9 protein-coding genes are annotated in these 13201 nt (G+C 49.7%); 2 read left to right on the top strand and 7 right to left on the bottom strand.

The window, feature by feature from the left end:
* Positions 1–6: 6 nt before the first annotated feature.
* On the top strand, positions 7–693 hold the full coding sequence (locus tag L0Y31_RS12965; protein WP_234733495.1) for a 2-C-methyl-D-erythritol 4-phosphate cytidylyltransferase: 687 nt from the start codon (positions 7–9) through the stop codon (positions 691–693).
* Complete coding sequence (meaB, locus tag L0Y31_RS12960) at positions 671–1654, top strand: methylmalonyl Co-A mutase-associated GTPase MeaB (protein ID WP_407084078.1); 984 nt, start codon at positions 671–673, stop codon at positions 1652–1654. The genes L0Y31_RS12965 and meaB overlap by 23 nt, the downstream gene beginning before the upstream one ends.
* Before the next feature lies 1 nt (position 1655).
* Here the strand turns inward: meaB and L0Y31_RS12955 are convergent, their stop codons facing one another.
* The 7 genes from L0Y31_RS12955 to sov all read right to left on the bottom strand — a co-directional run bounded on the left by L0Y31_RS12955 (position 1656) and on the right by sov (position 13151).
* Complete coding sequence (locus tag L0Y31_RS12955) at positions 1656–2021, bottom strand: VanZ family protein (protein ID WP_234733493.1); 366 nt, start codon at positions 2019–2021, stop codon at positions 1656–1658.
* Between the two features lie 2 nt (positions 2022–2023).
* The gene (gene gldF, locus L0Y31_RS12950; protein WP_234733492.1) at positions 2024–2752 is read right to left on the bottom strand and encodes a gliding motility-associated ABC transporter permease subunit GldF; all 729 of its coding nucleotides are present in this window, start codon (positions 2750–2752) and stop codon (positions 2024–2026) included.
* 9 nt (positions 2753–2761) lie between these two features.
* Positions 2762–3283 (bottom strand): DUF4199 domain-containing protein, encoded by a 522-nt coding sequence (locus tag L0Y31_RS12945; RefSeq protein WP_234733491.1) that lies wholly within the window; start codon positions 3281–3283, stop codon positions 2762–2764.
* A 36-nt stretch (positions 3284–3319) separates the two neighbouring features.
* Positions 3320–3877 carry a DUF4199 domain-containing protein gene (locus L0Y31_RS12940; RefSeq protein WP_234733490.1) on the bottom strand — a complete coding sequence of 186 codons (558 nt, stop codon included), beginning with the start codon at positions 3875–3877 and terminating at the stop codon, positions 3320–3322.
* Positions 3874–5202 carry a dihydroorotase gene (locus L0Y31_RS12935; RefSeq protein ID WP_234733489.1) on the bottom strand — a complete coding sequence of 443 codons (1329 nt, stop codon included), beginning with the start codon at positions 5200–5202 and terminating at the stop codon, positions 3874–3876. The genes L0Y31_RS12940 and L0Y31_RS12935 overlap by 4 nt, the downstream gene beginning before the upstream one ends.
* 120 nt (positions 5203–5322) lie before the next feature.
* On the bottom strand, positions 5323–5703 hold the full coding sequence (gene gcvH, locus L0Y31_RS12930; RefSeq protein ID WP_234733488.1) for a glycine cleavage system protein GcvH: 381 nt from the start codon (positions 5701–5703) through the stop codon (positions 5323–5325).
* Between the two features lie 113 nt (positions 5704–5816).
* Entirely contained in the window at positions 5817–13151 is a 7335-nt protein-coding gene (gene sov, locus L0Y31_RS12925; protein WP_234733487.1) for a T9SS outer membrane translocon Sov/SprA, read from the bottom strand.
* Between the last annotated feature and the right edge of the window lie 50 nt (positions 13152–13201).

Raw genomic sequence — 13201 nt, 5'->3', positions numbered from 1 at the left:
TTATTTATGCAGCAATTCGCTATTATCGTCGCCGGAGGAAGTGGTAGCCGAATGGGGAATAGCACGCCGAAGCAGTTTTTGCCCATCGGTGGTCTACCAATCCTTATGCATACTATCCGGCGTTTTTTCGCTTATTCTCCTGATATACAGGCAATTCTTGTCTTACCTGAAGCACAGATTTCCGTTTGGAATGCGCTGACAGATCAGTATCACTTTACGGAGCCAACGTTGGTTGTGCCGGGCGGCAAAACCCGTTTTCAGTCGGTTCAGAATGGGCTGAAGCAAATCATGGCTCAAGATGGTCTAGTGGCCGTCCACGACGGTGTGCGCCCTTTCATTACTCCCCAAATTATCCAAAATAGTTTTGAAACTGCCCGCCAGCATGGCTCCGCCGTTACCTGCGTTCCGTTGAAAGATTCAGCGCGGGTGGTGCACGCAGACGGCAGCAACCAGGCTGTTGATCGAACGCAGTATCGTTTAGTTCAAACGCCCCAGACCTTTCAGCTTGCGCTTTTTCGGCAGGCCTTTCAAACCGCTGAGCAGCCTTTTTTTACGGATTGTGCCAGTGTAGTTGAGCACGCGGGCTTTCCCATTACCCTCATCGACGGCTCATACGAAAATATAAAAATCACCACACCGGAAGACTTGATTTTGGCAGAGCGTATATTGCATCATGCATCGACTGACCGCTGATCAATACGTTGAAGGCATCCTCTCCCACGACCGACTTACACTGAGCCGAGCTATCACGCTCGTTGAGAGCCGTTTAGCGAGCGATAAAGTGCTTGCTCAACGCGTTCTGGAACAACTTCTGCCTCATACCGGCCAATCTATTCGTGTTGGCATAACGGGTGTTCCGGGCGTCGGCAAAAGCACGTTTATTGAAACGTTGGGCAAATACCTCACTAGCCGAGGCAAACGGCTGGCTGTTCTGGCCATCGATCCAACCAGCCAGCGCACCAGAGGTAGTATTCTAGGCGATAAAACGCGTATGGAAACGCTTTCGGTTGACCCGCTTGCCTATATCCGTCCTTCACCGGCAGGCGACTCCCTAGGTGGTGTAGCCCATCGAACCCGCGAAACAATGCTGCTGTGTGAGGCGGCAGGCTTTGAAGTCATTCTAGTGGAAACGGTTGGCGTGGGCCAGTCGGAGACGCTGGTTCATAGCATGGTCGATTTTTTTCTACTGCTCATGCTGGCGGGAGCAGGTGACGAGTTGCAAGGCATGAAACGCGGCATCGTGGAATTAGCCGATGTCATTGCCATTACGAAAGCAGATGGGGCCAACCGTACCGCCGCCGAACACGCCCGGGCCGACTACCAGAATGCTCTTCACTTATTTCCGCCTACGCCAACGGGCTGGATTCCGCAGGTGCTAACTTGTTCGGCAAGCGAAAACAAAGGGATTACTGATTTATGGCATTGGGTTGAGCAGCACCAGCATAGCCTCCAGCACAACGGCCACCGCAACCTGATCCGGCAAGGACAGAACTTGGCCTGGATGCATAGCTATATCCGGCAACAACTGGAAGAGCAGTTTTATAACCAGCCCGATTTAGAAGAGAAAGTAGCCGATATGGAAAATCAGGTACGCCAGGGGAGCATCCTACCGATCCAGGCAGCGGAAAAATTATTGAAATTCAAAGCAACTTAACTCAAGGTTTTACCAAACCCATCCGTTCCAGCAAAGGCCATGCCCACATGCTAAAAACCAAACCGGCCAGTGTTCCCACTGCATCAGCCACCAGATCCAGCCACTCAAAGGCACGATTGATGGGCATTACCAACTGGTAGATTTCAATGGCAAAGCCGTAAAGAGTACCAATAACAAATAACGAAACATAGGACAAATTCGACGCTTTCCTCCACAGAAAAGCCCACAGAGCAAAGATGGCCATGTGCTTGAATTTATCACTAACCGTTATCACATCGGGCGTCGCATCGCCCGGCAGCGCGCATCCAATGAAGATGATTATTGTCCACGCAATTGCCAGAATCCTTACTAGTTTGTTAAGTTGCATAATCAGCGGGTATGAGCAGTCAGCCGCCACTCTGTCAGAAATAAAAACAGGCCTGTGAGGCTAAGCAGGTAAATTACATTTCGGGAATCAATCAGGCCCCGCCCCAGAATGCGGTATTGCTCGTCGAGGGCCAGCCAGCTCAATGGATACGACAAAATCCCCCAGAATTCAAAGGCGGCAACTGAACTGATACCCACATAAAGTAGAAAACAGAAAAAAACGCCCAAGACAAAAGCGACGACCTGGTTGTCATTGAGCGACGAAGCAAACAAACCAATGGCCACAAAAACGCCCCCCAGCAACAACAGACCCACGTAAGAGCTGAGAATGGCCGCGGAATCGGTGTTGCCGACGGGGTTGCCCAGTTGGTAGACCGTGTAATAATACAGAAGCGTCGGAATAAGCAGTATCAACACCAGCAACCAATTGGCGCCAAATTTTCCCAGAATCAACCCGCGTCGGCTCAGGGGCTTGGTCAGTAGCCATTCCAGCGTGCCGGTACGGACTTCTTCAGCAATGGAACGCATTGTGATAGCTGGTATCAGAAACAACATGACATAGGGCGTGACATTAAAAAATACGCTCATATCGGCGTAGCCATAGTCCAGAAGGCTCGTATCTGGAAACACCCACAACATCAGGCCAACTGCCGTCAAAAAAACAGCCATGATGATGTAAGCTACCGGTGAGCTGAAAAAGCTATTTATTTCTTTCCGAAAAATCGCAACCATAGTGAAGAATTACTGGAAATCGCCAAACGGCTTATTCCGACGCATGAAGGCCGCTACAATCAGCGAAATAATAAGTCCAATCAGGATCGCTCCCAAAACCCCAAACACAAACGTCAGCCCCGGACTTTGAAACGCCTGAGTTGCTTCGATCATTCCTTCGATCTGTTCATCACTCATGCCCTGCCCTTCCCATTGCTCGCGCATTTTGTCGATGACTTGCTGTTGGATCGTTGGGTCGATGAACGTCGTATAGATGTAATTAAACGTCGACGAAAACAAGCCTGATATAGCCGACATCAACGACCCTAAACTAACGCCTTCTCCGTAGCTCATGTAGCCTCCGTTCAGCGTGCGAAAGTCCCGCATGGCCAACACAATAAACAGAATCATCAAAACCATACTAAAGGCACTTGCCAGCTGGTTGCTGAAAAGACCTGTTAGATATAGAATGGTGGAATAAACGATGTAAACAACACCGGCAATCACTCCCCATTTGAGAGCGAGACGAGCAGTAGAGGGTGCCTCTTCCATAATCTATCGTTTTGATGGTAAACGTTTAAGATAGTTTTATTTTTGATTCGGTGCACTAATATCCTGTCTACGAAAAATCAACGAAATGATCAGAACAGGCAACACAGCCAGTACGGTCTTTTTGCTTAATTCATCGGTAATGAGATCCCCGGGACGCGTTGTTTTGATACTTTGCAGCAAGACGGCATATTCGGCTTCGCCCAATTTTTCGACCAACTGACTTTTCGTCGACGTAAGAAGGGCAGCCATTTCGGCGAGGTAGTTCGTAAATACGCTGGGATCGATGTATTCAACAAAGAAATAAATCAGCCAACCCGTAATGATTGCGCCTACTGTATTTACTACGTAGCAAATTGTTAGCCCTTCCCATAAATGTAGCAAGCCCTGGCCCACGCGTTTTCGATAATACCAGACCGTCGCCACCATCATGATGATGTGAATGCCAAAGTCGGGTACTTTGTGGTTTCCCAAAGGCGTTATGCCAATGAAATAGAGCGCCAGAAAATAAAAGAAGCATAAAATGCCCGTTATTAATCCGGCCAGTAACGACCATTTTAGCAACGGATGGGCAAACATTTCCAAAAATTGTTTCATGCTTCTACGTGTTCAGCTAACCCTTTGTTGATTGTCCACAAGGCTTTTCCCCGGAGGGTCGCTCCCAGAAAAGGAGAGTTTTTAGACTTGGAAACCGTTTTGTTGTATTCCCACGTCTGGTCTGGGTTGAAGACTGTCAGTACAGCGGGTTGGCTTTCAGCAATTGTCATCTCAGGTAAACGTAGAATGCGCCGGGGCAGGTACGTTAGCTTGTCAATCAGAGTGCCTAAAGGAAGCTCCGGGTAATGGGTACGGATTACCGAAAAAACCGTCTCCAGGCCAATAATTCCAAACTCGGCCTGATCAAATTCCAGGTTTTTGCTTTCTTCATCCTGCGGATTATGATCGGATACAATGGCATCAATTGTCCCATCTAACAGACCCTGTTTCAGGGCTTCCACATCGTCGGGTAACCGGAAAGGAGGATTCACTTTTAGATTGGTATCGAAGTCCATCAGGGCCGAATCGTCAAACGCCAGCTGGTGTGCTGCAATATCGCAGCTTACGCGCAATCCTTTTGCTTTCGCCTCCCGAATCAGGTTGACCGACCGGGCTGTCGAAATGGTCGAAAAGTGCAAGACCGGTGTTGTTAACTCGGTTTGATCAACGGACGCGGTCGAATTGACATACTCCAATAACCGCAAATCCCGCTCAACGATCAGCTCTTCCGCTACTGCCGGAAGTCCTTTTAAACCCAGCAAGGTGCTTGAGATGCCTTCGTTCATCTGGCCAAACACCGTTAAGCCGCCTTCTTCGGCCCGATTCATCAGCAAGCCATTGAATGGTTGCAGATACTGTAAGGTTTTAACCAGCAAATCGGGGTTGGAAAGTGGGTGCTCGCCATCCGAGAAAGCAATAGCTCCGGCATGGTGCAAATCGATCATTTCCGTAAAATCAACCCCTGCCGCTCCTTTGGTAATCGCCCCGATTGGATGCACACTCACCGGCTGCCCCAGCACCGTATGCCGGATGTAACCGATGGTATCTTTCGAATCCAGCGTTGGTTTGGTATTCGGTAGCAAAGCAATGTCCGTAAATCCACCGCGTGCGGCGGCTTTACAGGCCGTGGCTAGTTCTTCTTTGTGTTCATAGCCCGGATCTTTAGCCGATACCCGCATATCTACCCACCCTGCAGACACACAAAGGGTTCCCTTGTCAGACCCATTCGAAGCAGGGTTAGCGGCAATGATTTGCGTGGCCTCATCGGCTTCGATATCGGTACCGATTTGCCGAATCAGGCCATTTTCGATCAATAAGTCAAGAATTTGCCCGTTCAGCGGTGATTGTGAATCAACAATTTGGGCAGCACGAATCAGAATCTTCATAAGTCTAGTACCAGACAGCGGCAAAGCTGCGGGTGATGACTCCGGCGGCAGCTTATCGCCGGTTCATTTGATGTCAAAAAAAAAGCCCCGGCAGGAGCTTTCTCTACTTTCGTTTATGGCTTAGGCACCAACTAATTCCTGGTAGGCTTCAACAGACAGTAATTCGTCAATATCAGCGGTGTTTTCGATCCGTATTTTAACGATCCATCCACGACCGTAAGGATCTTCGTTGACCAATTCCGGTGATTTTTCAATTTCCGGGTTAATTTCAATAACTTCAGCCTTTACGGGTAAAAACAAGTCAGATACCGTTTTTACTGCTTCAACTGAGCCAAAAATCTCACCCTGATCCAGGGTTTGGCCAACCGTTGTAATATCCAGAAAAATAATATCCCCTAATTCTTTCTGGGCAAAATCCGTGATTCCAACAACAGCAACGTCGCCTTCAAGACGAATCCACTCGTGATCTTGGGTGTACTTTAATTCAGCAGGGAAGTTCATGTGTCCTTAGTTTGATATGCAAAATACGGTAGACCAAGCCGTATTTGCAAACAAGTTTCGCATCACGGCTCATTATTGCCCAGCTAAAATTTGGCAGATTTGCCAGAACCGCTTTATTGGTCGGCCAGGTTAAAGCGTACCTGCACCCCACCAGCTGTTGTTGCCCGCCGGAATGAGTTCGATACGAGCGGGTCGTTAAACGTCCGGTCGAAATAAACCTGCACATTCAGGCGGTTGCTCACAACATAGCTCACCTGTGGTCGCAACTGGAAATTAACGTTTCCGGCAGTGATCACCTGTTCGCCCACACCGTTCGTCGTGGTGTTATCCAGCTTCCGCTGCACCGACCGCGTATCCCGGAAGGTCACGTTGCAATTAAAGGTCAGGTCATTTTTCAAGCGCTGGTAACGACCGTTGATCCGGAAAGGTATCCGCAAATTATTTCGGGTAAAGCCAATACCGATGGTTAAATCTTTGTTGCTGAGCTCGGCCACCTGCGAGTTCGATAGATTCAGGGCCACGGTCCGATCCTGGTTGTATTCCAGCCGCCCCGTAATCTTGCTTTGCGTCCGGAAATTCACGCCCACAAAAGGAGCAAATCGTTCCTGCATCGTAATGGTACTCATCACAAAAACCGGCACGAAAAACTGATTCTGGTTCAACACCGAGCTTAACGGATAACCCATTACCGCCAGATTGACGTACAAGGCGTCGTAATCCAGCGAAGACGTGAAGTTACCAACGCTATACGTCGAATTATAACTGTGTGACAGTGTAAACGAGCTGAATAATTTTTTAAACGTTGCCAGCTGCGACAACCCGCTGTAATCAACTTTCCAGTTGGGCAGCGGGAATTTGAGGAAAGGATTCACCTTTACTTTGTTAATATCTTTCCCACTATAAGCCGCAAAAAACGCCGGAATCAGCACATCCTGGGAGTTGAGGTTGTATTCACCTCCCCCACCAACGGCCGGATTCATGCGAATCAGCCGGTCGAGCATGATCTGGCGATATTCAGCAAATCGGTCGAAGATCGGAGATGTATTATCGCGCCGCAAGCGAACAAAAGCCGTTTTGAACGACAAAAAGGACATACTAAATTGCCCGTTTCGGAACGGACTCTGGCTAACAAATGGTTTTCCCAAACTATCAGGCCGGAAAAACTCCTGGTAGCTATCCGAACGAGTTAGGCGAGCTTCGACGGTTACGCGGAAATCGCGGAAAGGCTCCAGCGTTGTCCGTCCTTCAAACCGTTTTGAAATGGATTGCGTAAACGGCTGGTTTTGGGCAGCACTGCGCGAAACCCACCCCCTTTCGGCGGCCTTGTATTGAAAAGCCCGATCCTGCCCGCCCAGCACAAACCCCAGTCCCGGCGCATTCTCATTGGATAAGCCAAAGAAACGCGGTGTCGGCAGGAAACCCGGCAAAATGGTCGATTCCTGAACGTTGTATAAGAAATTAATACCCCGCACGGTCAGCAAAGTTCGGACAAAACTCTTCAGCAGTCGGCTCTCCTGACGAACGATTTCTTCCACATCACCAGGATTTCGGGTAAAGTTTTTGCGCGGCGGTGACGGATTATTCGCAAAGCGCAACGCCTTGATCATGTTGTAGAGCAGCACTAAATCCACCCGTCCCTGAATGCCCCGCTCCCGGTTATTCCGCACTGTATTTCCAAACAAAACGTCGGACGTATCGCGCAGATTAAAGGAGTTCGCCTGGAATTGATACCCCATGTTGTACGTAACATCCGCCGAAATCCAGCGCGTTAACGGCAGCTTATCCAAAGGCAGTCGGTACGTTGTTTTGATATTTTGCTCAAAATTCTTGGTCCGCCCCAAGCGCTTAAAATTCGTCAGCACCGAATCATACTTCGACTCAGTATTGATATCCCCACCAGGTTCATCAATGATGGCGTTTGACCGGGCGTTGTAGGTCACCAGAATGCTTTTGGTCAGGTTCCAGGTTAGGTCGTAATACCGGTTGAAGTAAAAATATTTCTCAAACAACGGCACCATGCCGTCGGTATTCAGCTCGGAATTACGCAACTGCGTTTTTGTAAAGCTCCGATCCAGCTCGCCCCGAATAGCCACAATGGACGGCGCTGGCGTCAGGTTAAAATCCCGGAGCCAATACAGAAAAGGCTTTTCGAGACTCTTGAATCGCTTGAATGGCTCAATGGCTTTCGGCTGACCCGTATACGTATAGGCTAATCCACCACGCGTCTGTCGCTGGATGAATTGCTGCGTCTGGATGTTCGTTCGCTCAAACTCATTGAAAGCGTAGGTCGCCGAGAAGTTTTCGATGTCGTAGAAATGATTCTTCGCATTAGAGCCGGTTTTAACCTTTCGAACATTCGAGAAGTTAATTCCTTTCCGAACCGCATTATCCTGAACCAACCTTCTATAACTATCCCGCTCGTTCTCGCTCAACGTGGTTAAGGTCGTGTCCAGTGGCGTATCCGGATCAAGCGGGTTGAAGTGGGGCGTCACGTTTCGACGGTCATAATTGACGTACAATGGAATCCGCAAACCCCATTTTTCGGGCATGAACTTATCCACCGCAATCGCCGACTGGATGCCGTATTCCATCGTTGTTTCCCGCGCCCGTTCGCCTATTCGCTGCTGTACCCCACCAAAGCCAAACGTAGTCAGCTTACCCGATAAGGTTGCCGTGGCGACATCCGCCAGCTTCAGATTCAGGGTTCCAACGGCAGCCCGGCCAGCCGTTTGGTCGTACCCATTGGTGCGTAGTTCGTTTACCCAAATCGTAAAACTTTTTGGTCGTTCGTCGGCAGTTCTGGGATTCCGCATCCCGATCATAATGACCTGCACGGCGCTCAAATCGGGGTTTCCCTGCACAGTTATGTTGTAACGCCCATCACTGCTTTTTGCCGAATAAGGCAAGGTGTTGGTACGGGTATAGGCGCGATTTTTAGCTGCTTTGAGGCTAGTCAGTTCCGATAAAGCAATGTCAATTTCGTTTTGCGAAGGCCAAACTCGGTCAGGCGTTTGCGAACCTTCAGGTGTAGCCTGTAGCGCGGGAACTTCTATTTCGTAATAGTTGTCGGTAAAATCAGTTCCCAGGCGAATGAAAGCTGCCGTCTGCCCGCTTTCATTATCGTTGTTGTGCATGTGAACAAACATCTGCAAACGCTCCCGGAACAGCAGGTCCAGGTTTACGTTCTTGAACGCGGCCCGCGAATCGCCATCGCGCAGATTCGTCACGCTTAGGCTCATCGACTGCTCATTCAACTCGAAGTTGTTTAATTGCGTAAAGTCGCGGTCACGGATAAAACCCGGCGGCACCGAATAAACATACTTATTGCCCCCTGCTGCCGATGCCGCCTGAGAGTTTTCTTCAATATTTACCGACGCTACTTTAAACTGGGCATCGTAAGGCTCCGGCACTTCCTGAATCCCGCGAGCTGAAAGATCATTGGTGTATTTCCGGTATTGATTCGCCGTTAGCTGCAACTGAGCAAACCGCAACACCACTGGCTCGGCAAAGTCGGTCAGATACATCCGCATGAAACGCATGGATTTAAAGCCATTGATATTTCCTACTTTGCGCAAATACTCCCGTACCGGAATTCGGAATTGATACCAGGTTGTTCCGTTAACTTCTATTTTATCAATAATGTAGCCCTTGCCGACTTCAAACTTGCCCGGCCGCAGATCAAATTCATACTCGTAATAGGCATCATTTTCATTGATCGTATTGTCAATGTTCAAATCCTCGATGTCTGGCAGGTTCGTTGAAGCAGGCGTAAACAATCCGCCGGTTGTTTCGGGCGAGTTATTTTCCATCCCCATAAACGGCTTATAACGTGCCACAATGTTCCGAACCGAATCCGCTTTCTCGCCGTAATAATATTGAAAATCATCCCCAGATGGATCATTTACCAACTGCGCCCGTGCTGCCGGATCGGTTACCCGGGGTAAAACCTGGCTCAGATACGACTGGAATTGCTGGCGCTCGTCCACATTGCTTAATCCATCCAAACCAACGTCCTGATTCTCACGCGCACCCGGCTGGTTATCAAAGGCCTGGGTTACAAACTGCGAACGTGTAACCCGTCCCCAAGGCGTTGTATCTACCTTTTGAAACCCATTCGAAGTAACCGTGTTGCCATCGATTGGCAAGCCGTTTTCAAAGTTGTACCGGCTGTCTTTAATGACGTCTTCGGAAATATCTCCCAGGTTAAAAATCAGTTTTCCACCCGTTGTATTGTTTTTATTTTCAATGCCATCCCGAATAACGCCGTTGGCCCCAGCCACGAAAGGATCCATAATCCAGCCTTCGAGGTTTTCGATATTGGCGTTATCAAAATCCACATCAGAGGAGATGGCGCGCGTCACCGAACCAAAATTCTGTTTCGGATCACCCGCCAATAATCCCCGCGTATCCAGATTAGGGTTATAGTTGTACATTCCACGCTCACGCGGGAAATAGGCTACATCCAGTATGCTTTCGGGTAAGTTAACAATTCGTTGAGAACGCCCAGGAAACAAATCCTGCGGCAAAAAAGGCCGCTCAAAGATGTTATTCCGGTCCTGTTCAGTTAGATTATTGGAGGGCGTCCGACCGTCAACAACCGTGTTGTAAAACGTTTGATCAATGGTGTACACCGATATTTTTGCCCGTCGGTAGGCATATTCCAGTGAGTTGGCCGTCGAGCCTTGCGGGAAAGCCAGCGGCGTAGCTCCTAATCGCCAGCGGGTTGGCTGCCGGGTCATGTCGAAGATGGTGCGGGCCGCTTCAAAATCATCAATAAATGAATTGTTGTTCGTGCGCGGAGCCACCCCCGGAATTAACTGGGCAACTTCACCCTGAAACGCAACTGCCGACGGCTCTTTGGTCTGCACAAAAGGCAAACCATCCATGAACTTTGTCAGGAAGCGCGATTCTTTCCGAATATTGGCATCAAATCCAATGATTGTATTATTAATTGGCTCATTCCCAATGCCTACCCGGGTAAGGTAACCGGCTGGCGTTTCGCGCATGGCCATGGCCGTCATCCCCAGGTTAATATCTGGATTGAGCCGGTAGTCGAGCCGCGTACCGAAAAGGCGCCGAATTTGATTCTGGAACAAATCAGGGCGCTCATACCGAACCCGAATGTCCTGGCCTGAATTTAACAAACTTTCGTTCAGAAACCGGATTGAACCGGTAGAAGGCTCCACGGCAAAATCGACGCCAGCTGTTAGCGGTACGTTTCCAACGAGTACCTGAACGGATTTTTCGTCAACTCCATACGGCAAATTGACGGGCCCGCTGCCAAATGACTGAAAGCTTCCTCGAAGGAAAAATTTATTTTTAGCCGCAATCTGTTGGGCATCGGCCAGGGTCGTACGGTACAGCTCGTTGTAGACGTATTTTGCCTTTAGCGCCTGTTCTTCCGCCGTAAACTGACTTTCCAGAAAAGACCCAAAAGGCTCTAGAACGGGGAAAATCACGCGTCCATAGCGGCTGTCAATGGTGTAATTATCAACAAAATCGAAGTTTCCATCTGGCTGAATATCATTCTGTGGGTTCAGTCGATCCAGATTCAAAACCTGCACCAATGGCCGATTTACCAGATTTTGTCCTTCCTGCAAGTTCGGGTTGTCGATGCCCGTCAGGTCATCTTTGTACACAATCCGCAACTGAAAGTTCTGCCGGTTGATCTGCGAAGTATTCAGGTTGTAGATGTTTTTCATCATCAGGTTCCACATCGGCAACTGCGTGTTGTTCCGAATGGTTGATGACTTCAAGAGCTTTAGGAGAATGGTTTCATCTTCCCGCCGATTCTGATAATTCTCGGTTAATTCCCCAACCTGATACCGCTGCCCACGGTACGTATATTCATAGGCCACCGCCAATACTTCGTCGTTTCGAAGCGGCGTAATCAGGGAGATATATCCCAATTCAGGCTGGAATTTATAATCGCGGTCAGTGAGTCGTTTAGCACCGCGCAACACTTCATACCCTGTCCCTTTCTGTAAGCCAAACGTTCCTTCGAGGGTGTTCGCTGCCCGATCTGCCTGGCGCACATCGTCGTTGACACGCAGCCTGTCGTATAAGCCGTTGGTCTGGTTGTCCGCCGCTCGGTTGGGTTGAATGGGTTGAAGTGAAGGGTTAGGCTGGTTCAGTTGGGTCGATTCCCCCAAGTCCCCAAAACCAACGATATTCCGTAAACTTTCGGTGGTATTGGTTCGGTTAGTCACGTAAACCTCCAAACGCGTAATGGTTACGCCCGAAGTAACCTGCGGCAATGACCTCAGGGAGTTTTCGTAATTATTCCGGAAAAACTGCGAAAGAAAGAAGTGGCGGTTTTCGTCGTAATTATCCACCCGAATCTCAAAAGGCCGCAGCAACGAGCCGCCCCGCAACAAAATTTCTTCCTGCCGCGACCGTTGCTGCGAAAATACCATTGTGGCATACAGTTTGCCAAACCGAAGCTGGGTTTTAAGACCAAACAGGTTTTGAACGCCAGGAATCAGCTGGCTGCTCAACGGCCAGCTAATATTTCCGGCTTCGATACCCTGAATGATGCTGGCATCCTGCGCCTGAAACTGCGGCGTAGTCGGCTGCTGAAGCGGATTATTTAAACCGGGCGCACTAAGTCCCGGCAAACTGGGGGTGCTGACACCCGGTAAAGTCGGCAAATTCGGAACATTCGGGCGGTAATTCAGCTTGAGCATGTTCTCAAAGTTGAAGCTGGCCTTTGTATCGAAGTTGGCCATCAACCCAAGTCGTTCACCGATTTTACCGTTAAAGTTAATATTGATCTGTTCGTTGAAGATGAAGTTTCCCGATTTGCGTTGCCGCACCGGAATGGCTGGATTATCGATAAACTGGTGCAGGTACCCAAAATCCAGCGTCACAAAACCGTTTGGTTTAAAGTCGATCAGGTTTCCGCCGAATAAACGATCAATGACGGGAGGCAATTCCAGTTTTGGAACCAGGCCCCGGCCACTAACGGCGCTTTGGCCATCGCCTCTTGCGCTGTATTCACGCCAAATGCTTTGCCGAACGCGCTGGTTCTGCATCCGGTTGTAGTCTTCATACGGAATGGTTTCGGCGGGCCGGAAAGGCAGGCCACTGCCCGAAGTAGGCGGCACTGGCGGAGCAGCCACACTGGGCGTTGCGGGCGTCGTGCGGGTAGCATCGGGCCGCGCGCTGATTCGTTCGTTGACCAACAAACGTCCCAGCGAATCCAGCTGAATATCGGAATATACAGATCGTGGATCACGCAGAATAAATGGCGAGCGGGGTACCTGACTGGAATAACGGCTCGTATAGCGGTCACTCCAGCGCACCGTCGGGCGTCGCGCGGCTGAACGCGTAGCGCGCAGGCTATCCTGACGGGCACGAGCAATGGTGTCCGCCGGAGTTGAAGGCCGCCGGGGTGCGTTTTGAGCCAAAGCCTCAAAGTCAGCAGCAACAGCTCCAAAAATAGCCATCCAAAGGCTTGGCCAGCTTATAGCCGACAGCCATCGTCTCCGTCGAGGGT

The organism is Tellurirhabdus bombi, from assembly GCF_021484805.1.
Classification (GTDB): Bacteria; Bacteroidota; Bacteroidia; order Cytophagales; family Spirosomataceae; genus Tellurirhabdus; species Tellurirhabdus bombi.
Note: the sequence above shows the minus strand (reverse complement) of the source record. Positions and strands in the feature narration are given on the sequence as shown.

Excerpts from the sequence above, each read along its gene's own strand:
- L0Y31_RS12965 (WP_234733495.1), top strand. The coding sequence starts at position 7 with ATGCAGCAATTCGCTATTATCGTCGCCGGAGGAAGTGGTAGCCGAATG.
- L0Y31_RS12955 (WP_234733493.1), bottom strand. The coding sequence starts at position 2,021 with ATGCAACTTAACAAACTAGTAAGGATTCTGGCAATTGCGTGGACAATA.
- gldF (WP_234733492.1), bottom strand. The coding sequence starts at position 2,752 with ATGGTTGCGATTTTTCGGAAAGAAATAAATAGCTTTTTCAGCTCACCG.
- L0Y31_RS12945 (WP_234733491.1), bottom strand. The coding sequence starts at position 3,283 with ATGGAAGAGGCACCCTCTACTGCTCGTCTCGCTCTCAAATGGGGAGTG.
- L0Y31_RS12940 (WP_234733490.1), bottom strand. The coding sequence starts at position 3,877 with ATGAAACAATTTTTGGAAATGTTTGCCCATCCGTTGCTAAAATGGTCG.
- L0Y31_RS12935 (WP_234733489.1), bottom strand. The coding sequence starts at position 5,202 with ATGAAGATTCTGATTCGTGCTGCCCAAATTGTTGATTCACAATCACCG.
- gcvH (WP_234733488.1), bottom strand. The coding sequence starts at position 5,703 with ATGAACTTCCCTGCTGAATTAAAGTACACCCAAGATCACGAGTGGATT.
- sov (WP_234733487.1), bottom strand. The coding sequence starts at position 13,151 with ATGGCTATTTTTGGAGCTGTTGCTGCTGACTTTGAGGCTTTGGCTCAA.